General features: G+C 49.7%; 19 protein-coding genes. 7 read left to right on the top strand and 12 right to left on the bottom strand.

Annotated elements, in window-relative coordinates; genetic code table 11:
- Nucleotides 1-18: 18 nt before the first annotated feature.
- Nucleotides 19-591: a peroxiredoxin gene (locus tag PMIT1303_RS02610; RefSeq protein ID WP_063397388.1), complete on the bottom strand. Its 573-nt coding sequence runs from the start codon at nt 589-591 to the stop codon at nt 19-21.
- 75 nt (nt 592-666) lie between these two features.
- Entirely contained in the window at nt 667-2064 is a 1398-nt protein-coding gene (gene dnaA / locus PMIT1303_RS02605; protein ID WP_063396389.1) for a chromosomal replication initiator protein DnaA, read from the bottom strand.
- 99 nt (nt 2065-2163) lie between these two features.
- Here dnaA and PMIT1303_RS02600 point away from each other — a divergent pair, with 99 nt between their 5' ends.
- The 4 genes from PMIT1303_RS02600 to PMIT1303_RS02585 all read left to right on the top strand — a co-directional run bounded on the left by PMIT1303_RS02600 (nt 2164) and on the right by PMIT1303_RS02585 (nt 6560).
- A complete protein-coding gene (locus tag PMIT1303_RS02600; protein ID WP_063397387.1) occupies nt 2164-3318 on the top strand; it encodes a trypsin-like peptidase domain-containing protein in 1155 nt (384 codons plus the stop codon).
- A 6-nt stretch (nt 3319-3324) separates the two neighbouring features.
- Nucleotides 3325-3987: a TIGR04282 family arsenosugar biosynthesis glycosyltransferase gene (locus tag PMIT1303_RS02595; RefSeq protein ID WP_063397386.1), complete on the top strand. Its 663-nt coding sequence runs from the start codon at nt 3325-3327 to the stop codon at nt 3985-3987.
- Nucleotides 3988-4117: 130 nt separating this feature from the next.
- On the top strand, nt 4118-5332 hold the full coding sequence (locus PMIT1303_RS13240; protein ID WP_063397385.1) for a hypothetical protein: 1215 nt from the start codon (nt 4118-4120) through the stop codon (nt 5330-5332).
- 532 nt (nt 5333-5864) lie between these two features.
- On the top strand, nt 5865-6560 hold the full coding sequence (locus PMIT1303_RS02585) for a TIGR04283 family arsenosugar biosynthesis glycosyltransferase (protein ID WP_063397384.1): 696 nt from the start codon (nt 5865-5867) through the stop codon (nt 6558-6560).
- A gap of 3 nt (nt 6561-6563) precedes the next feature.
- On the opposite strand, the gene PMIT1303_RS02580 is transcribed toward PMIT1303_RS02585, so the two are convergent.
- From PMIT1303_RS02580 to hisG, 3 genes are all read right to left on the bottom strand, one after another.
- A complete protein-coding gene (locus PMIT1303_RS02580) occupies nt 6564-7064 on the bottom strand; it encodes a GNAT family N-acetyltransferase (RefSeq protein ID WP_063397383.1) in 501 nt (166 codons plus the stop codon).
- A gap of 100 nt (nt 7065-7164) precedes the next feature.
- Entirely contained in the window at nt 7165-8961 is a 1797-nt protein-coding gene (locus tag PMIT1303_RS02575) for an ABC transporter ATP-binding protein (RefSeq protein WP_063397382.1), read from the bottom strand.
- Nucleotides 8961-9614 (bottom strand): ATP phosphoribosyltransferase, encoded by a 654-nt coding sequence (gene hisG / locus PMIT1303_RS02570; protein WP_011130564.1) that lies wholly within the window; start codon nt 9612-9614, stop codon nt 8961-8963. Before hisG ends, PMIT1303_RS02575 begins: the two co-directional genes overlap by 1 nt.
- 29 nt (nt 9615-9643) lie before the next feature.
- On the opposite strand from hisG, the gene gloB reads away from it, so the two are divergent.
- The 3 genes from gloB to PMIT1303_RS02555 all read left to right on the top strand — a co-directional run bounded on the left by gloB (nt 9644) and on the right by PMIT1303_RS02555 (nt 11561).
- Nucleotides 9644-10426 carry a hydroxyacylglutathione hydrolase gene (gloB, locus tag PMIT1303_RS02565; RefSeq protein ID WP_011825485.1) on the top strand — a complete coding sequence of 261 codons (783 nt, stop codon included), beginning with the start codon at nt 9644-9646 and terminating at the stop codon, nt 10424-10426.
- Between the two features lie 223 nt (nt 10427-10649).
- On the top strand, nt 10650-11048 hold the full coding sequence (locus PMIT1303_RS02560) for a Rid family detoxifying hydrolase (RefSeq protein WP_011825483.1): 399 nt from the start codon (nt 10650-10652) through the stop codon (nt 11046-11048).
- A gap of 291 nt (nt 11049-11339) precedes the next feature.
- Nucleotides 11340-11561, top strand: coding sequence for a DUF3136 domain-containing protein (locus tag PMIT1303_RS02555; protein WP_011130567.1), 222 nt, complete (start codon nt 11340-11342; stop codon nt 11559-11561).
- A gap of 44 nt (nt 11562-11605) precedes the next feature.
- Here the strand turns inward: PMIT1303_RS02555 and cbbX are convergent, their stop codons facing one another.
- From cbbX to PMIT1303_RS02520, 7 genes are all read right to left on the bottom strand, one after another.
- Nucleotides 11606-12523 (bottom strand): CbbX protein, encoded by a 918-nt coding sequence (cbbX, locus tag PMIT1303_RS02550; RefSeq protein WP_063397381.1) that lies wholly within the window; start codon nt 12521-12523, stop codon nt 11606-11608.
- Nucleotides 12507-12758 carry a 4a-hydroxytetrahydrobiopterin dehydratase gene (locus PMIT1303_RS02545; RefSeq protein WP_063397380.1) on the bottom strand — a complete coding sequence of 84 codons (252 nt, stop codon included), beginning with the start codon at nt 12756-12758 and terminating at the stop codon, nt 12507-12509. Before PMIT1303_RS02545 ends, cbbX begins: the two co-directional genes overlap by 17 nt.
- Nucleotides 12759-12901: 143 nt before the next feature.
- Nucleotides 12902-13507: a BMC domain-containing protein gene (locus PMIT1303_RS14280; protein ID WP_063397379.1), complete on the bottom strand. Its 606-nt coding sequence runs from the start codon at nt 13505-13507 to the stop codon at nt 12902-12904.
- Nucleotides 13508-13563: 56 nt separating this feature from the next.
- Nucleotides 13564-13815: a carboxysome peptide B gene (locus tag PMIT1303_RS02535; RefSeq protein WP_011825478.1), complete on the bottom strand. Its 252-nt coding sequence runs from the start codon at nt 13813-13815 to the stop codon at nt 13564-13566.
- Complete coding sequence (locus PMIT1303_RS02530; protein WP_011825477.1) at nt 13815-14090, bottom strand: carboxysome peptide A; 276 nt, start codon at nt 14088-14090, stop codon at nt 13815-13817. The genes PMIT1303_RS02535 and PMIT1303_RS02530 overlap by 1 nt, the downstream gene beginning before the upstream one ends.
- A 1-nt stretch (nt 14091) precedes the next feature.
- Entirely contained in the window at nt 14092-15636 is a 1545-nt protein-coding gene (locus PMIT1303_RS02525; protein ID WP_063397378.1) for a carboxysome shell carbonic anhydrase, read from the bottom strand.
- A gap of 7 nt (nt 15637-15643) precedes the next feature.
- A complete protein-coding gene (locus PMIT1303_RS02520) occupies nt 15644-18025 on the bottom strand; it encodes a CsoS2 family carboxysome shell protein (protein ID WP_063397377.1) in 2382 nt (793 codons plus the stop codon).
- Nucleotides 18026-18128: the final 103 nt, after the last annotated feature.

Raw genomic sequence — 18128 nt, 5'->3', positions numbered from 1 at the left:
GCGTGAGAAGTGAAGGGTTTAACCCTCAAACTCACGGCGCGGGGAACTAACACCAGCTGATTGCACACCCTTAATGTAAGCGAGCATCGTATCAGCATCAGAGACCTCAAACGGGTCACCATCAGCATTATCACTAAAGCCAGGCTCAACAAACATCTTTTCAATATTGCAATCATTCACTAGCATCGAATAGCGCCAGGAACGCAAACCAAAGCCTAGGTTCGATTTCTCAACAAGCATGCCCATTTTACGAGTGAACTCTCCATTCCCATCAGGGAGCATAAAGATATTCTTGGTACCCAAATGCTTGCTCCACTGGAACATTACAAAAGCATCATTCACTGAAAGACAGACAATCTGATCAACACCTTGGGCAACAAGTTCTGCATGCAACTCCTCATAACGTGGCAAATGATTGGATGAGCACGTAGGTGTAAAAGCTCCTGGCAGGGCTAACACCACCACCTTGCGCCCCTTAAAGATTTCAGCACTAGTCAGGTCTTGCCAGCGGAATGGATTAGACCCGGGCACAGATTCATCGCGCACGCGAGTCTTGAAGGTGACATCTGGAACGCTTTGAGGGAAAGGCATTGCAAGGCTGATGTTGATGCAAACAAAATCTCATACACCTCATCTAATCTTGTCAAATAATCAAATCGTTGAAACCTATCGCCGACGGCGTGAATCGATCTGCAGCAGATCTCTCACACGCCGAACCTGACTAGCCAACTGAGGATCACTGGACAACCTTTTCTCCACTTGCTCGATGGCATACATCACTGTGGTGTGGTCCTTTCCCCCAAAAGTCTCACCGATGCGAGGCAAGCTCAAATCCGTGCCCTGACGCATCAGGTACATGCCCACCTGCCGAGCATGGCTAACGGCCCGCCTTCGACTGCTGCTACGCATGTCTTGAGGAGTCACGTCAAAAACCTCAGAGACCTTATCAATCACTTGTTGTGGGGTAACGTCCACACCTTGACCATTAGGGTCAAGCATTGGCGCTACCGATTCAACTGTCATCGGCAGCCCCGTGATCGAAGCAAAGGCAACTGCCCTGGTCAAAGCCCCCTCAAGTTCACGGATATTGGAGGTGAAGCGCCCAGCGATGTACTGAATTAAATCGCGAGGCAGCATCATGCGTTCCTGTTCCGCCTTCTTCTGCAAAATTGCCATGCGAGTCTCAAGGTCAGGCGACTGAATATCAGCGATCAAGCCCATAGAGAATCGAGAGATTAGGCGTTCTTGAAGCTTTGGAATCTGACTTGGAGGTCTATCACTAGCGATCACAATCTGCCTACCTGCTTCATGGAGAGCATTAAAGGTATGAAAGAACTCTTCCTGGGTGTATTCCTTGCCTTCAATAAACTGAATATCGTCAACCAAAATCAAATCAGTGGCCCGATATCGATCTCGGAAAGCTTGCATACCATCCTTCCGAATAGCTTGAATTAAGTCATTCGTGAAGGTCTCTGTAGAAACATAAGCCACCTTTGCTTCGGGATTGATCTCAAGCCTGTAGTGACCAATAGCCTGCATCAGATGAGTCTTGCCCAGGCCAACACCGCCGCAAATGAACAAAGGATTGAACTCTCGCCCAGGAGCTTCTGCAACGGCTAGCGCAGCAGCATGGGCCATGCGACTATTCGGCCCCACGACGAACCGATTGAAGACATAGCGCAGGTTCAGGCCTGGAAGAATCCGCCGAGGGCCACTAGAAGGGGCTACAGAGGCAGTGGTTGTTTCTGCAGTAGGCAAAGGTGAAGGGATGGGCGCCGATGTCATTGGTGGCAACACCCTCTCAGCAGAGTCTTCCTCCTGAGCCTGAACGGACACCCTCACTGACTGGCCGTAAATCTTCGCCGCAGCCGCCTCGATTGTCTGAACGTAATTCTTGCGAAGCCAGTTACTTGCAAAGCTATTTGGAGCAATCAGAGTCAACTCCCCGTCACGAAAACCACTACAAATGGCAGGACGAATCCATGTCTCAAACGTAGGTTTGCTGAGATTGTGCTGAAGGGCCTGCTGCACCTTGGACCACAGCTCATTGCCCGTTAGCACCACATCCTTTCCTCTGCGATGGCTGAATCTACGCAACTTCTATCGAGCAAGCCGTCTTTAATAAGACCCTGATGTTCTCGTTCCCTGGCACCTGCGTTTGTCATGACCCTTGCCCTATCTGCCCACAGGCTGCATCCGCTCAAATGGCTTGGCTTGATCCTCATCAGCATCAACCTAAGTGGCTGCAACGAAGGGTTACGTCAACGTATCGGCATTGGTTCTAAGACAAGCCCAGACAACACCCCTGTCGTCAGTGATCCACCCAAGTCAGCGCCTCTGCAGCCTGGCACCAATGTGATCGTGATTGCGGTGGAACAAGTTGGTCCGGCAGTGGTGCGCATCGACACGGTGAAACGGATCGCAAACCCCCTTGGCAACTTTTTCGGCGGCGGACCTCCCATCCAACGGCAAGCCGGCCAAGGGTCAGGTTTCATCACACGCTCTGACGGGCTGATCTTCACCAATGCTCATGTGGTTGATGGGGCAGAACAGGTATCAGTAACCCTTCCAGATGGACGCAATTACAGCGGCAAAGTGCTTGGTGGTGATCCCCTTACAGATGTCGCCGTGGTCAAAGTCGTAGCGAAAAAACTTCCCGTAGCCCCCCTCGGCAATTCCAACAACATCAAGCCTGGGCAATGGGCAATCGCGATCGGCAATCCTCTTGGACTCAACAACACCGTTACTGCAGGCATCATCAGCTCCGTCGACCGCACCAACGCCTTAGGGGGGGGGCAACGAGTTCCTTACATCCAAACGGACGCCGCCGTAAACCCTGGCAATAGCGGAGGACCACTCATCAATGCCTCAGGACAGGTGATCGGAATCAATACTGCCATCAAAGTTGCGCCGGGAGGCGGGCTGAGTTTTGCAGTACCGATCAACCTGGCCAAACGAATTGCCCAACAAATCGTGGGGAGAGGGCAAGCTTCTCATCCCTATATCGGGGTAAGGCTGCAGAGCCTTACCCCCCAGCTAGCCAAAGAAATCAACGCAACAGGAGGGGCATGCCAAGTGCCTGAAGTTAATGCGGTTCTCGTTGTTGAAGTGATGTCTCGCAGCCCTGCAGACAAAGCCGGCGTGCGCCAATGCGACTTAATTCGTGAAGTCAATGGTGAGGTCGTCCGCGACCCTTCACAAGTACAACTTGCCGTTGATCGTGGGGAGGTTGGCAAGCCCATGCCGCTCACCCTTGAACGAAACAACAAGACGATCGAATTAATCGTGAAACCAGCAGAGCTACCCCGGCAGGGGTGAAGTGAAATGGCAAAACCCGCGCTGGTTGTGATGGCCCGCTGGCCGGCAGCAGGCAGATGCAAACGAAGACTGGCCACCAATCTTGGAATAGTGCGTGCAGCATCTATCCAGGCCAGGCTGAGCAAACACACTCTGTGCGTGGCAAATAATCTTGCCAATAGAGGTCTGGTCGAGCTGCAATTCGCGATCACTGGCCTCGCTCCCAAGGCAAGTAAGCGATGGGGGCTTGATCAGGGTGTGATCACAGTGGAGCCTCAAGGCAAGGGAAGCCTGGGTGAACGGATGCGCCGACAGGTTTTGCGAGCGCAGCAACGACACCATCCACAAATCAGCACAGGTCGCACCACACTGCTGATCGGCACGGATCTGCCAAATCTCTGTGATCGGGATCTGCTTCAGGCCCTAGAGGCTTTGCAAGAGCATGAATTCGTGCTTGGACCCGCTACTGATGGGGGGTACTGGTTACTTGGACTCTCAGGGCGCTTGGTAAAGCCCGTGACACGCTGGCCCTTCTGCGGCATTCCTTGGGGGAGCAATCAAGTGAAGCAAGTCACACTGCAGAAAGCAGCGGATGCAGGCGTGATGCCTTGCTTACTTCGTCAACAAAACGATCTCGATTGCCTTGAAGATCTTTCACCATGGCAAGCCTGCGGGGAAGGATTGATATGACAAGGATATGAACCAGAAGCAACTCGATTAAGGCTAGAAAAATGAGTTTAGAGAGAACAAGATAACCTCTTTCAAAAGGGAAGCAGTGCCGCTCAAAACTTCTCATCAGTGAGCAACATCACAGCTCTAAGTGAGGTGGGTCATCAACTCAGCCAAAGAATTGAGAGATGGTGTATTCACCGAGGAAGAAATCCCTCCCCACAACCTCAAAGCAATGAACTTCAAAACACTTCTCCAAAATGGCCTCCAGCAAGAGAATGCCCCCTGGGAAAAGGTTAGAGGGTTACTGGTCAGCAATAGGTTAAGGGAAGGATCATTTGAACATGATCAAATTCCACAATCTTTAGAGACAGGGCTAAATACGCTTAACCCAAAAGCTGTAGATCCAAATTCCCTTGATAGATTAAATCCGAAAGCTGTCGAGCCCAATCCAGATTACAACACAGTCAGTTCAAAATTCCCTACCCTAAAGCCATTCGGTCATGATGCTCAAAACGGCCCGATTGGGAATGAGGTTCTAGACCCCAGAGATCAAGATGGTTTAAGTCCTGAAGTCCTGATTCCCAATGATCTAATCCTTGACGAAATGAACATCGATGAACTTCTCAACGACATCGAAGGGAATGAACAGTTGATTAACGAGATCATCCAAGGTGGTACACATAATGAGGATCAAGACACTACTGAAAATAATGGAGGGGGTGGCGATGATGATTGGGGTGGTGATGATGACTATTCCAACAATGGCAACACCAATCCTGGCTCAGAAGCTAACTGGACTCCAGAAGAAGGGGAAGATTTTTGGAACGAAGGCGGTGAAGGGTTCGGTCCCCATCCGAATCACATCCCAACAGAAGATAATGGCGCTGGTGGTGATGATGACGGGGATGAAGAGGATGAAGGGGGTGAAGGGGGTGAAGGGGTTGAAGGGGGTGAAGGGGGTGAAGGGGGTGGAATCATGTCCACTGGAAATGAAGCTGGTTCACCACCATGGGGCAATCATCTTGATGATATAACAGGACAAGAAGATGTCATGCCTGAAGTTTCAACTATGGAGATCCCATTATATGATTTCACTAACCACCTTCAAAAGAGTGGCCAAACTATCAACCGAAGCCCAGAATTCCTTACAAAGGATGGTGTTATCAACCATGATTATACGTCTGTCACTATTAAATCGGCTTTTGCTGATAATGGTGAATTTATAATCGAGGCGATCCCCTCAGTTGGAGAAACCTATAGAGCAAAAGGCCTCTTCCCCTGCCCGACAATTCCTCACATTCAAGCCAAAAACTTTTCAGAGCTGATACCAACAATCGCGATGACCACCATTCAAGACATCTGACAGGAGAAGCCAAACCAATGAGTTTTTACTAAATACAAAAACTTGCAAAGTCAGCGAACCGAACCGTCGATCAAGTACTACCACATCAATCAAATTCAATTAAACCAGTCCAAAGCCCCGCTCCAAGGCGGGGCTTTTTATGCGCTTCAACAAAGGTTAAAACTACTCTTGCTTAAATTTGACAAACATACAGCTCAAAAGGCTACGCGAAGAGGCCTACATCTTTTTTCAAATTTTTCACGCCAAAGTTTCACGTCATTGCATGACAATATCCAAGGTACAACTATTGACCCTCTTCAATGTTTAATTAGCCAAAGCATGCTCTCTAATCCGTTTAGTGTACCACTCTAGTCACTCTTTTTTCTCAAGTAAATGTACTCTGCAAACATGCAATACCAATTTCCCTAAGAAGAGCCCCCCCATATCCCTTATTGGATCTCGCCATTCAGTTGCTTAAACAACAAGCCAATCAACCATATTTATCGTGATCCTCTAAGCCAATCCAATCAGGCAGTTCTCTGCAACATCAAACATGAGCGAAGTGCCCAGCCTCAGCGTGATTGTGCCGAGCCTCAATGAATCCAGCCGTCTACCACTGCTGTTGGCCGATCTCCAACGCTGGCCGACACCCCTTGACCTTTGGATCGTTGATGCTGGCAGCTGTGATGGCACAGAACTCGTTGCCCAACTCTCAGGAGCTCAAGTACTGCAAGTAGCCAATCCCAATCGGGGTGCTCAGCTCAGTCATGGAGCCTGCCATGCAAAAGGAACTTGGTTGATGTTCCTGCATGCCGACAGCCGCCTCCCGCCCCAATGGCCCGCTGTCGTTGAAGCAGTGATTACTCAGCCAGCAAGAGACCTGAATGCTTGGTTTTTCGACTACAAAATCCAAGGGAGGGGAACAAAACTGCGTCTATTGGAACTAGCGGTGGCCCTTCGCAGTTATTGGCTACAAAGGCCCTATGGCGATCAAGGCTTGCTCATCAGCAAAAGGCTATACCAACACATCGGGGGATACAAACCCATCCCTTTGATGGAAGATCTCGATTTGGTGCAGCGACTCTCTTGCCAAGTCAGGTTACTAAGCCTGGGATTACCCCTTTACACCGATGGCCGCCGTTTGCAACGGCTAGGTCTACTGAATCAAGCCTGGCAAAACGCCCAATTGCGTAGACGCTGGCACAGAGGAGAGGCAGCCAAGCAGCTGTCAAAGGACTATTACCGATAATCCTTAGGCATACCAGAAAGCACATTTGTGGCCATCAGGCTCCAGCGTCCAACCCTGTCGCTCATAGAAATCGACAACACCTGGATCAGCAAAGAGCGTGACTCGTTTGACACCCATCTCCTTAAGAGATGCAAGGGTGTAATCCATTAGATGCTTACCCAATCCCACCCCCTGATAAATGGGATGAATCGCTACATCCCACACTGTGGCTTCAAGAACTCCATCACCTGTACATCGAGCAAAACCAATCAAACGAGGCAACAGGGGATCATGGCGCCAAAGACCCACTTTCAAGAGAGTGTGATCAAGTGCAAGACGCACTCGACGCATCGGACGGCGACTCCAACCCACAGCCTCCAGCAATTGTTCAAGCTCAACAAGATCGAATGAACGGTTTTGACTGAAGACAAGGTTGATCTGCTCATTAGAAGACGGGCACTCTCGTGCTCCATGCCCATAGGCCTGCTCAAGCACCTCCGGCGTTAGCGAACAGGAGCTGATCACACAGCAGTGCTCAACTGTCTTGATCCTGCTTCACCAGCGCCCATAGCCATTAAGCGTGAAGCTGAAATCAAGATCCAATCGCTGAAAGCAAAAACTAAATTCAAAGTTTCGCCAGTCCCCTTTCCTGTAGTTCCGCTAACTGAGAATAAAGGCCTCCCTTAGCACGAAGCTCAAGGTGGGTTCCCTGCTCAATCAGCTTGCCCCGCCGAAGCACCATGATTCGATCGGCTGCTTCCACAGTGGCCAGGCGATGGGCAATAACAACCGCGGTGCGACGTTCAAGCAAGCGATCTAGATCCCTTTGCAATGTTGCTTCCGTAGAAGGGTCCATGAAAGCGGTCGCCTCATCCATAACCAGCACAGTGGGGTTGCGAATGGCCACCCTTGCAACTGCTAAGAGCTGTCTCTCTCCCGATGACAAATTGCCGCCACGCTCCCTGAGCTCAGTCTCCAAGCCGTTGGGTAGCCGATTGAGCAAAGGGTCAAGACCAAGATCTCGACAGATCGCCCGCAAACGGTCATCCTCAATCGAGGAATCCAATCGGAGGTTATCTGCAACATTGCCGCTAAATAGAAAGGTGTCCTGAAGCACAACCCCCAGTTGTTTGCGTAGCCGCCAAAGAGGAATTGTTTTGATGTCAACACCATCAAGCATGATCCGCCCGACTTGAGGCTCGTAAAGACGACACAGCAAGCGGATCAGGGTCGTCTTGCCTGAACCGGTTGGTCCTACCAGGGCAACATGTTCACCAGCAGAAATGCGAAAACTAAGGTCCTGGAGAATCGGCTCGTCCGGCCGATAGGCAAAGCTCACTCCCTCAAACACCACCTCACCACAAGCAGCAGAAGCCGAGGGCCTAACAACGCTGGGTTCGTCTTTAACAGGCTTGGCATCGACAATGTCAAGGGGCTGCTCTAGCAACTCGCCAATCCGTTCAACAGCAGTCAGTCCCCCCTGAATCTGAGTGAAGCGATCAGCAAGTTGACGCAAGGGATCAAACAAACGCTGGGAATAAAGGATGAACGTTGTCAAGGTGCCAAGGCCCATTGTCTCGGCAGTTACCATCCATCCCCCAAGCGCCAGCACCGCAGCCACGGCTGCCAGGGCCACCCATTCAATAAAAGCTGAAATGCTGCTGTCATAAAAGATCGTTCCATTCACGGCTTGCCTGTAGGCCGAGCCAGTGCGATCAAATAGCTGCCCATTAACCGTTTCTCGACGAAACATCTGGACAACCTCAAGCCCCTGAAGGTTTTCCTGAAAATCGGCATTGAGCTGAGAGAGTTCCTCCCTCACGCGGTAATTGGCTTTCCGGTATCGGCGTTGCAACCAAAGGATCACCAAGGTGACCGGTACCTGCGTCACCAGCAACACCCCCCCCAGCCGCCAATCAATCAAAATCATGGTGACTGCAATCACCACAAGGCTGACGAGGTCGCCCAAAACTCCCACTGCCCCACTGCCAAAAACCTCAGACAGTGCATTCACATCACTGGTCAGCCGAGTCAACAACTTGCCCACAGGCATTCGATCGTGAAAGCGCAGCGAAAGGGCCATGGCGTGGCCAAACAGATCGTTACGAATACGCGCCGTAAGCCGTTGCCCTAAGGCCTCGATATTGAAAGACTGAAAGCCCTGCAGACCCAAGCGCAGAAGCACAGAAATCAGCAGAATCCCCACCAAAAGTCTGATTGCTGAACTCACTGGCAGATCACTGAGCCAAGGGAAGGTTGACTCTTGCTTCAAAACACTGATTGCCTGACCAACTAAGAGGGGTTGAATCGCACCAGCTAGAGCTAGCGGCACCAAGAGGGACAGGACCATCCATAGACGCCGACGGTCCTCACGGAGATAACGCCCAAGGCGCCGAACCCGCTGAAAATCAGTAACAGCCATCAAGCTGGATTTTTAGGTAATGATTCCTGAATGCGCATAGCCTCCACAATCAACTGAAGATCTCCACGGTCCAACCTCAAGGCCAATGGATGACCAATCAAGCGAGCCGAAGACTGAAATAGCTCCTCAATGGCCACTAATCCATTGTCGCGAAGGGTACGGCCTGTCGCGACCAGATCGACAATCGCTTCAGCAATGCCTGTTAAAGGGCCAAGTTCTACCGAACCGGTCAGGTGAACAAGCTCTACAGGCAGATCGAGAGCATCGAAAAATTCTCGAGCACAATGGGTAAACTTGCTAGCAACTCGACAATGGGGAGGCAGATCAGCTGCGTGCTGATAGCCACTACTGGCCTTCACTGCCACAGCCATACGGCAGCCCCCGAAGCCAAGATCAACCAACTGGGCAACGGGCATCTGATGCTCCCGCAGCACGTCGTAACCAACAACTCCCAACTGGGCCTGACCATAGGCAACATAAACGGGCACATCCCCGTTGCGCACCAACAGTGCCCGGGCCCGGCCACAATGGGAAGGCACCATTAACTGACGATTGCCTGGATCAAGTACAGCTGAAAAATCCAACCCAGCAGATTGAAAACGAGCAACCGAATCATTCAGCAAAGCTCCTTTTGCAAGCGCGACAGTGATCATGGAGCGATGCGTCGACCTGGACTTTAACGATGGAGGCAACCTCAACAGCTGCGACTAGCGATAAACAACGTTCATCGATCCATGCCCTTCCTGTTCTTCAGGACAACATCATCTGGATCTGGATTAAAGGCGACCAAGCTGTCGTTGTGGATCCAGCAATCGCAGAACCAGTCAAGACATGGCTGCAAACTCGAAAGCTCTCACTCGCAGCAGTACTTCAGACCCATCACCATGCTGATCACATTGGTGGCACCCTTGAGCTGCTTAGGGACTGGCCTAACGCAGCCGTGGTAGCAGCCGCTGACGACCGTGATCGCATTCCGTTCCAGACGATCTCCGTTCGTGATAGAGACAAGATTTCTCTTCTAAACAGCAGTGTTGAGGTGCTCGCCGTTGCGGGTCATACCAGAGCACACATTGCTTATTACCTGCCCACAAACAAGGAAGATCGTGAAGATCCAGCAGTGTTCTGTGGTGACACCCTTTTCGGAGCTGGATGTGGCCGACTGTTTGAAGGAACTGCCGAAGACATGTTCAAGGCTCTTCAACGTCTCTGTTGCCTGCCAGCGAAGACCCGTGTGTATTGCGCTCACGAATACACCGAAGCAAATCTGCGCTGGGCCTCCGCCCTGCATCCAGAAGATATTGCTATCAGCGAACGACTGGTAGACGTTTCAAGTCGCCGCCAGAGGGGTGCCCTGAGCCTGCCTAGCAGCATTTCAGAAGAACAACGTACCAACCTCTTCGTGCGTGCTCAGAACAGCAAAGAGCTAGCGGAACTTCGCCAACACAAGGATCAATGGCGAAACTAAGCACAAATATCTGACGCAACAAGATCAAAATGGCCTGCCCGGGCAAAACTGTTCAGCAACAAGGCAGTCCTGTTCTCTTGGAACAGGACCAACAGCCAGTGAAATTGCAATCCATGGAGATCAAGGCCGCTCGAACATGAACGAAGCGGCCTCACTCCCAGAGGATTTTCAACAGAAACAAAAGCTGACAGCGATGATGCACCATTGATGCTCAGAGCAGACCATGAACGCCCCTTCTGTGCAAGCAATCACAACAGCATCAGCTCCAGCACCAGTCGGCCCCTATAACCAGGCCGTACTAGCAGGAGGATGGCTGTACTGCTCTGGTCAAATTGCCCTTGATCCAACCAACGGGGTGATGGTTGGGCAAGGTGATGTGGAAGCTGAAACCCGCCAGGTCCTAAGCAATCTGATGGCTGTGCTCACAGCAGCCGGTGCTGAGCCAAGGCAAGTGATTCGTACCACGGTTTACCTCACGGATCTAGCGGACTTTCAGAGAGTTAATGCTCTCTATGGCGAGATCTTCGGGGATGGCATCAGCCCAGCAAGAGCATGTGTTCAAGTAGCTGCCCTCCCAAAAGGTGGTCGAGTGGAAATCGATTGCGTTGCTTGGCTCGGCTGAAAACAACCAGTGGAGACGTGAAGCGCTTTGATCAAGCGTGTAGCGACTCAAGAAAATCTTGTCCCTGTCCTCTTATCGCTGACCTAGCAGGAGTTCTTCGATCCGATCAACCCTAATCACTTTGATTGACAGCGGAAGTGGGGTTACTGCTAACTCCTGTGACTTTCCCTAGCGTTGAAAGGGGAAAAAACGATTGGCGGAACCTAAAAGCAAAAGCCGAATCCGCCAAGACGGACAGTCCGCTGAGTAGTCTGAAGATTGCATAGGTTTAGAGGCGTACTGCGAGAAACCATGGCCGAAGCCAAGTTGACCATTGGCGAACTCGAGGCGGGTTATCCCCTTTACTGCAAGGCCCTAAGGCGACTGCTGCAGGAAGGTCGTAGCACCCAAGAGATAGAGCGCACAGTGTGTTGGAGCCATCTTGAGACCCTCAATCGTTGCCTCCCCAGCCGTTACAAGGCACCGTCTTACTTGCTTGTGCTGATCAGACGGGATCTGGAACAACCAAAGTAGAGCATGGTTTTCATCCAAAACATCCAAAAAGCTATCTTCAATCCTCATTCAGACGATTCCATAAGCGGTTGAGTCGGATGTCGACCTTCCACCTCCCCTTGGAATACACGACTTGCCAAGATATCAGCAGATTCGATCGTCATCAGTTCATCACGACTGAGCTGTTCTCCCATGCGCGCAAACAATCGATTCGCCTGCCTCAAACGGGTACGGTCCAAAGCATTGCGAATTGAACGAGCATTAGCAAAGAAAGGAAGATGACGGCGACGTTCGATGTAATCCTCGAAAACGCCCTCAGCTTCATCGCCAAAGTAATAGTTCTGCTGGACCAGGAATAACTGAGCGATAGCCATCAACTCCTGATTGCTGTAATCCGGAAAATCAATATGGTGAGCAACCCTCGAAGAAAGGCCCGGATTAGATTGATAGAAAGCATCCATCTTATCTTTATAACCAGCAAAAATAACAACAAAATCACCTCGCCGGCTCTCCATATCCTGTAGCAATATTTCGATTGCTTCTGCTCCATAATCTCTTTCATTACCTGGTTTATAAAGGTAATATGCCTCATCTATAAACAACACACCTCCCTGTGCACGTTTAATCATCTCCCGAGTTTTTGGTGCCGTGTGGCCAACGTACTGACCAACTAAGTCGTCACGGGTGACAGTTACAACATGTCCTTTGCGCAGGTATCCAAGGCGATGAAGAATCTGAGAAATTCTGATTGCAACAGTTGTCTTTCCAGTGCCAGGTCGTCCAGTAAAAGACATATGAAGGCTTGGCATCGTGCTAGCAAGATCGAGATCTTTTCTGGCCCGATCAACTAACAACAAAGCGGCAATTTCTCGAATCCTCGTCTTCACCGGCCTCAAGCCAATCAGCTCGCAATCCAACTGATCTAGTACCTCTCCAACTCCGGAATCGGCATAAGCCAAAGAGAGATCAATTGAGGAGTCCATCTATCTCAGCTGCAAATTTATAATCATCATCATTTAACTCAACCTCTTCTTCTTCATCCTCCGGCCGCAAAGTGATATTGACATAGGTACGTCCAAAACTTATATCAGGGAAGCGCTTTGCGGCTTCAGTGTGCTCGCCAAGACGGTCTAAAAAATCCCTGGTTTCTGCATAGGTTTCGAATTCAAATCGCCGTTCGAGTCGTATGGGACGAGAGCGCTTCTGCCATTGATTCATCACAACAGTGGGGAGATGGATTGTTCGAAGTTAAAGAATAACCTTAATGCTTGTTATCAAAGTTGATCAAACCAGATTTCTGAATAACTTCGCCACAGAAGAAACCCGCAAATTAGAAAGCTAAAAATTAGGGTGTACCCAACTTAGCTGCGGCGCTTCGCATGCGTGGGTCTTAATGCTGGCTCAACTTCCTGATGAGGACGAGCAATAATATGGGCTGCAACAAGTCCATCACCAACCCGCTCACAGGCATCTGCACCAGCACGAACAGCTGCATTCACAGCTCCTGTTTCGCCACGCACCATCACAGTGACATAACCACCACCGACATATTCCCTAGAGATGAGATTAACCTCAGCAGCTTTAGTCATTGCATCAGCCGCTTCAATGGCAGGAACCATGCCACGAGTTTCAATCATTCCGAGTGCAATCCCCTGAACAAAAGAAGGCACGGAGGAAGAGGCGGGTGGCTTGATAGCACCACCAGACGAAGAGCCACTGCCACTGGAACCCGCAGCACCCCTTGATGCAGACCCCGCTGACGTTGCTCTACTGGCGGAAGTACGAGCTGTAGCAGCACTTCTGCTCGTAGTCGACTTTGAACTTGCTGAAGACGATGTTGAAGCAGAAACATCCACAGTTTGTGTTGCCTTGCCAGGAAGAACTTTTTTGGCAACTTCAGAGCCAGCAGGTTTCGCTGTCGTCAACGAGGGGCTGTCTGAAGAACTAGAGGAAGAAGGTTTTGGCATGGATAAAAAGTTTAAGAAGAAGAGCAGAGATGGATCAAATCCGAATCATTTATTACCTATCCATCAGGCAACCAGTAATCAATAATTCCTCCAATTGTCAGATCTGTTTGAGTGTTGGGATCTGGACATGCAAAACGTGCAGCTGATCCACTGGAGGTAAACACCCAATTGCCCTCTCGAGCACCAACAGGGTCAACAGCCACCAACTGCTTACCGGCATTATTACGCAAGATGCGCAGATGCATATGACCGAGACCGTCAACCCTTTGCGTACAAACCAAGCGGCCCATCACCTGCATGATTTCCATCAAGCTGAGCCCCCTGAAACTGGCTTCGGGGCGTCTGGATCCCAATGATCAATAATACCTACAATCGTAAGATCACTCGGATAAGATTTACTTCCTGCCGCCTCTCTCGCAGCTGAGCTGCCAACACAAATCACCCAATCATCTGGCTTACAACCCACAGCATCAACTGCAACCTTCTTGGAACTTCCATCGAGAACAACTTGAAGGTGTTTGTGTTCGAATCCCGGGATTCGATTGGTGGAAACAAGCGGCTTAAGAACCTTGCAGATCAACATGTCAGTGTGCCTCCTGATGAATGGGCTCCAAGGAGGAACCAACGACCTCTGAAGTGTCTTTTTTATCGCGATCACGAATGGTCAAGAATGTATGAAGAAGACCCTGATCGAAAAGATCTGAATAACGCTCAGCAATAGCTTGATTTACGCGATAGCAATCAGTGACAGCCCGATCCCTTGCCCCTGGGACTTGGCCAGAATAATCAAAACGAACAACAACAGGAATTGGTAGATCTCGAGAAACATTCAACCCTTTAAAAATTTTCACTCCTACATCTAAATCTGGGGCACCTACTTCGACAGTATCCAAATGGGCGAAATAAGTTAGGTTGCGAAGATGCACTTCCTTAAAACCTATTCCAACTCCAATAAAACGCTCTGCATGCCCAGCATCTGGGTAGGGTCCAGCATGTGATTGCTTCACGTAGTCAATCTGAGAAAAGTTGTTTGCAATCAATTTCACAATGAATGCCACCATCCCCTCGTCGGGTTTCTTAGGCGCACTGGCTTCAACACGTTCAGCAATATGTTGCATCGCCTCATCTGAAGTTAGAGAAAGCGTCTCGTTATAAAGATCTTCCGCTGAAAGCCACTCGTCTAAAACAATTGAACCATCTGCCGCAGGAACATGAACGCGAATGGCATCAGTATCGGTATCAAGCCCGATCAAAAGAAGGTCTACTGATGCTCCACAACAGAAACTATTTTCGACGGATTCACGAAAATCAAGCAGGCGCTGTTGACCAGCAGAAGCTGCCAAGGCATCATCACTCCCATGAGCCGCACATCCTTGATGAGATGGATCAAGGGAACTAAAATGATAGGTGACAACCTTGAGATAACGCGTTGGAGAGTCGGCTGAATTTGGAACACCTTCTCGATAACGTCTATGTTCTGTCTTAATCCAACGGTTGACAGTTTTCTCAACATCAAATAGAGCGCCTGCATGGGAGCGACGTCTTACTGAACTAAATGGAATCCGTAAGGCATAAGCAATCGTATGTGCCAAGCGTCCATCAGCGCAGGGGGATACATCAAGGAGATGAAAACCACAATCAACAAGGAATGATTGGAAATGCTTTGCTTGAATGCTGCCTTCTCCTCCTTGCAGAGGGTCTTCTTGAAAAAAGCGGTCACTCACCTGCTGATGAGACTGAAACACACACCAAGCAAATAAGGCCCTCATATCTAATGCTCGTACCCAAGCCTGTTCCAAAAGGTGGCTAGGCAAATCAAAACCAAGTTCAGAGCGAGAAAGACTTTGAGACTTTGAGACAAAATCCTGATCATGCTGAAGTGCTGAGATCCTTTTAAGCAAAGGAACAATCAGCTCAAAAGAGCCTTTGACATTGGCTTCATAAGTCTGCAGATGCTGATTTGCAGCTCTGTCTGTGAGAGGGTGGCAAGGTCCTGAACCAACATTGGCAAACCCTCTTAGCCTTGAGCGATCAGAGATCTGAGGTGTTACCACAGGCCTCCTCCTTGGAGCAGTCGGCGCCAAGGGTCTTTGCGTTTGAGAGGCCAAATTGCGATTGCGATAGGCCATCAATCAATCAACCCCTTGCGCCGCCAGAGACTGTGATCAAGGAGCCTTGATCAGTGTTACCACTTGACCCTGTTACGCGACTCATTGGTTGAGAAAGTTCCTCATTACGCTTTAAATCAGCGACAGGCATCGCAGACATCGGGCCAGGCCGAGTTGGATTACGGCGACGGGCAGAAGCTCCTTCGGTACCAGTCACCCTTTCACTGCGATCCCAATCATCACCAGTGATATTGAGGCCGGCAGATTGGCCTTCTCCTGTAACTCGTGATTCTGGGCGTGTTTGACTTACATCATTGGGGGTTGCTTCAACAGGAACTGACTTGAAATGACGTTGTTTCCGGTCAAAACGGAACTGCTCAGTGCCAGTAATTTTATCAACCGCCATATTAAAAGGACCCGTAATCTGAGAGCCCTGCTCATAACTTGTTCCCGTCACACCAGCGCGAGGATCACGCTGTAGCTGCATCGCTCTCGCAGGAGACTGAACACTAAAGTGAGTCCAAGGAGATGATTCTGATGAACCCTGGTGATCATTACTACCAGCGGGAGCATCACTTCCACATGCTTGAACAAGTTGATCTCCACCTACATATGGGGTGCCAGTTAAAGGTTCACAAGCACCTTTCTCTGCTCCTGTCATCACTCCACCTACTCCAGGCTGAAGACCTGTCATCACAGCGCCAGGTGTACCCAACAATTTTGGAGTTCTATCCTGAATTTCTCTTACAGAATTTGTATCACACCAACCTGAAGCCTGTTCAACACCGCTATAGGGAGTTCCAGTTACCGCTTTACAAGTTCCAGGTTCATCTCCTGTTACAAGTTCCGAGCGACCTGTAAGAGTTCCACTAACAGTTTGAGATTTATTTGTGAGGCTTAAACCGACCTTTGCGGCCTCAGGATTTGGCTTGCCACCGCAAAATGTTTTGTATTGCTGAGTACCAACATATTCATCACCGGTCACTCTTTTACAACTACCTGGTTCATTGCCTGTAACGTACTCAGAGCGAGCAACATTGGTACCAGTTACACCTGCTCCACGCAGAGTATGAAATGAACCAACTTTTTCAGCAGGTCTTCCTTCAGGGAGTGGGTCAGCTCCAAGATACTGATCACCAGTCAGTTGCCGATTGGAACCAGCTTCGTCTCCAGTAACCCTCTCGGAACGTCCCACCATCACACCGCTAACCTTTCGACCATCTTCTGTAATGCTCTGGCCAACTTTTCTTGGGGAAGGTTGGCTAACTCCACAATATTGATTGGCCTGATTAGCTGAAATATATTCAGTGCCGGTCAAAGTCTTACAAGTCCCAGGTTCATCACCAGTCACTTTTTCGGAGCGACCAACTTCATTACCGGTCACCCGATTTCCATGGCTAGTATTTGTAACTGCAACTTTCAAAGGCTGACCTGGTTGCGGAGATGACTGACAAAAAGCATCAAACACCTCTGAACCTAAATATTGAGTACCTGTAATTGAACGACAAGTACTCGCTTCGTTGCCAGTGGTTTTAGAAGAGCGATTTGCTTGAGTTCCAGTAACAAACTGGCCTGTATTTGTTTCACTTAAACCAACTTTCCAATGAGCATCTGCGGCAACAGCCTGCTTGGAACCATTACGATTAGGGCCACAGGGACGACAAGCACCTGAACGCTTTTTATCGGTAGATCCACTTTTACTACGCAATTCACGCACTCTCTGTGAAATCTCTCTACTTGACAAGTCAGGGTCTCCCTGACGCGCCACTGATGCGGCAGAGGTCGGTTGATTGGCTGCTGTTTTTCCGTGTTTCGATTGTGCTTCACGGCGTGCAAGAACCAATGCTCGACTTGGATTCTGTATTGAGCGGCGTTTCGAAGTAGGGCGGCTTGAAGATGAGTGTTTAGGACTTAATCTTGAGATGGCATCAGAAGTCCTCAAAGAATTAGCAGCAGATTCATCAAAACTTTTTTGATTAGAGGCTAAATCCTTAACCTCATTCTTTGCAGCAACTTGCTGGCTAAGCTTTGAAGATAGTTTCTCAACTTCTGCACGGGTTCTATCTTTACTTTTTGCCGCTGGCTGACCACGGCGAGAAAGCTGATCACGACGAGCCAAAACCAACTCTCGACTAGGATTAGCTATGGATTTGACTTGACGACGGGAAGCGCCAGAAGATTCTCTTGAAGCAACAAAAGACGTATCTAATAGCTCTTTCTTAGCAGCGATTATCTGCGGAGATGTTTTTCCAGTCTTGAGGAAAGATTGATCAGTCCTTGTTACACGTGCATCAGAAGCATTGCGGGTGCGATTAGGGCTTGATCCATTTAATGAAGTGGATTTCTTGCCTGAGTTGCTCTGGGCCCTACGGCGTTCAAGCGCTAGCTCTCGACTGGATTGTTTTGCCATGTCCAACCAATAAAAACGTCGTAAGGAGGAATGAGGCTCGTCGCCTCTGATGAGAATTAATAGCCCCGAAAAAACTCGAGGCTATTAAGGAATAGATGCTGAA

This window comes from Prochlorococcus sp. MIT 1303, assembly GCF_001631965.1.
Classification (GTDB): Bacteria; Cyanobacteriota; Cyanobacteriia; order PCC-6307; family Cyanobiaceae; genus Prochlorococcus; species Prochlorococcus marinus_D.
This window is presented reverse-complemented; position numbering and strand designations above follow the sequence as displayed.

Bases quoted from the DNA above. Each gene is read 5' to 3' on its own strand.
- PMIT1303_RS14280 (WP_063397379.1), bottom strand. From the start codon at position 13,507: ATGCCAAAACCTTCTTCCTCTAGTTCTTCAGACAGCCCCTCGTTGACG.
- PMIT1303_RS02575 (WP_063397382.1), bottom strand. From the start codon at position 8,961: ATGGCTGTTACTGATTTTCAGCGGGTTCGGCGCCTTGGGCGTTATCTC.
- hisG (WP_011130564.1), bottom strand. From the start codon at position 9,614: ATGATCACTGTCGCGCTTGCAAAAGGAGCTTTGCTGAATGATTCGGTT.
- PMIT1303_RS02535 (WP_011825478.1), bottom strand. From the start codon at position 13,815: ATGGAAATCATGCAGGTGATGGGCCGCTTGGTTTGTACGCAAAGGGTT.
- PMIT1303_RS02520 (WP_063397377.1), bottom strand. From the start codon at position 18,025: ATGGCAAAACAATCCAGTCGAGAGCTAGCGCTTGAACGCCGTAGGGCC.
- PMIT1303_RS02525 (WP_063397378.1), bottom strand. From the start codon at position 15,636: ATGGCCTATCGCAATCGCAATTTGGCCTCTCAAACGCAAAGACCCTTG.
- PMIT1303_RS02545 (WP_063397380.1), bottom strand. From the start codon at position 12,758: ATGAATCAATGGCAGAAGCGCTCTCGTCCCATACGACTCGAACGGCGA.
- PMIT1303_RS02610 (WP_063397388.1), bottom strand. From the start codon at position 591: ATGCCTTTCCCTCAAAGCGTTCCAGATGTCACCTTCAAGACTCGCGTG.
- gloB (WP_011825485.1), top strand. From the start codon at position 9,644: ATGGAGGCAACCTCAACAGCTGCGACTAGCGATAAACAACGTTCATCG.
- PMIT1303_RS02595 (WP_063397386.1), top strand. From the start codon at position 3,325: ATGGCAAAACCCGCGCTGGTTGTGATGGCCCGCTGGCCGGCAGCAGGC.
- PMIT1303_RS02585 (WP_063397384.1), top strand. From the start codon at position 5,865: ATGAGCGAAGTGCCCAGCCTCAGCGTGATTGTGCCGAGCCTCAATGAA.
- cbbX (WP_063397381.1), bottom strand. From the start codon at position 12,523: ATGGACTCCTCAATTGATCTCTCTTTGGCTTATGCCGATTCCGGAGTT.
- PMIT1303_RS02530 (WP_011825477.1), bottom strand. From the start codon at position 14,090: ATGTTGATCTGCAAGGTTCTTAAGCCGCTTGTTTCCACCAATCGAATC.
- PMIT1303_RS02560 (WP_011825483.1), top strand. From the start codon at position 10,650: ATGAACGCCCCTTCTGTGCAAGCAATCACAACAGCATCAGCTCCAGCA.
- PMIT1303_RS02600 (WP_063397387.1), top strand. From the start codon at position 2,164: ATGACCCTTGCCCTATCTGCCCACAGGCTGCATCCGCTCAAATGGCTT.
- PMIT1303_RS02555 (WP_011130567.1), top strand. From the start codon at position 11,340: ATGGCCGAAGCCAAGTTGACCATTGGCGAACTCGAGGCGGGTTATCCC.